At 55.8% G+C, this 400-nt stretch carries 1 pseudogene; it reads left to right on the top strand.

The annotated features are described in order from the left end of the window. A pseudogene (locus SB751_RS28395) lies at positions 1–183 on the top strand (hypothetical protein); the annotation flags it as partial. Positions 184–400: the final 217 nt, after the last annotated feature.

Consider the following 400-nt stretch of genomic DNA (forward strand, 5'->3'; position numbering starts at 1 on the left):
GTACTGGTCCATGACGAACCAGGGCGGGCAGCGCAGTACTTCTTCAGGGAGCGCAGCCTGATCCGGAAGACAATCCAGCAGGCGAACTTCACCCCGGACGACATCCAGCGTGTCCCGCCACAATCTGGACGTGCCTGCTTGGCGCAGCAACCGCAATTAACAATCGCAAATCGCCGATGTTAAATCCGTACTTGGTCACCATTGCAGCCAATTATCTCCATGCGCAAAATATTTCCCTATTGCGCAGGAAGACGCAGAACGAAAACGAAAGCCACTGCTGATGCACATGCACCCAGCAAAAAAACAGGGGGATATCCAACGTGGCCAGCAACCATACCGGCGAGCGGTCCGGCCAATCCCAACCCTATGTCCACGAAGGCGACGTATGCGCCCATTGCTG

The organism is Cupriavidus sp. SIMBA_020 (assembly GCF_046535395.1).
Taxonomy (GTDB): Bacteria; Pseudomonadota; Gammaproteobacteria; order Burkholderiales; family Burkholderiaceae; genus Cupriavidus; species Cupriavidus campinensis.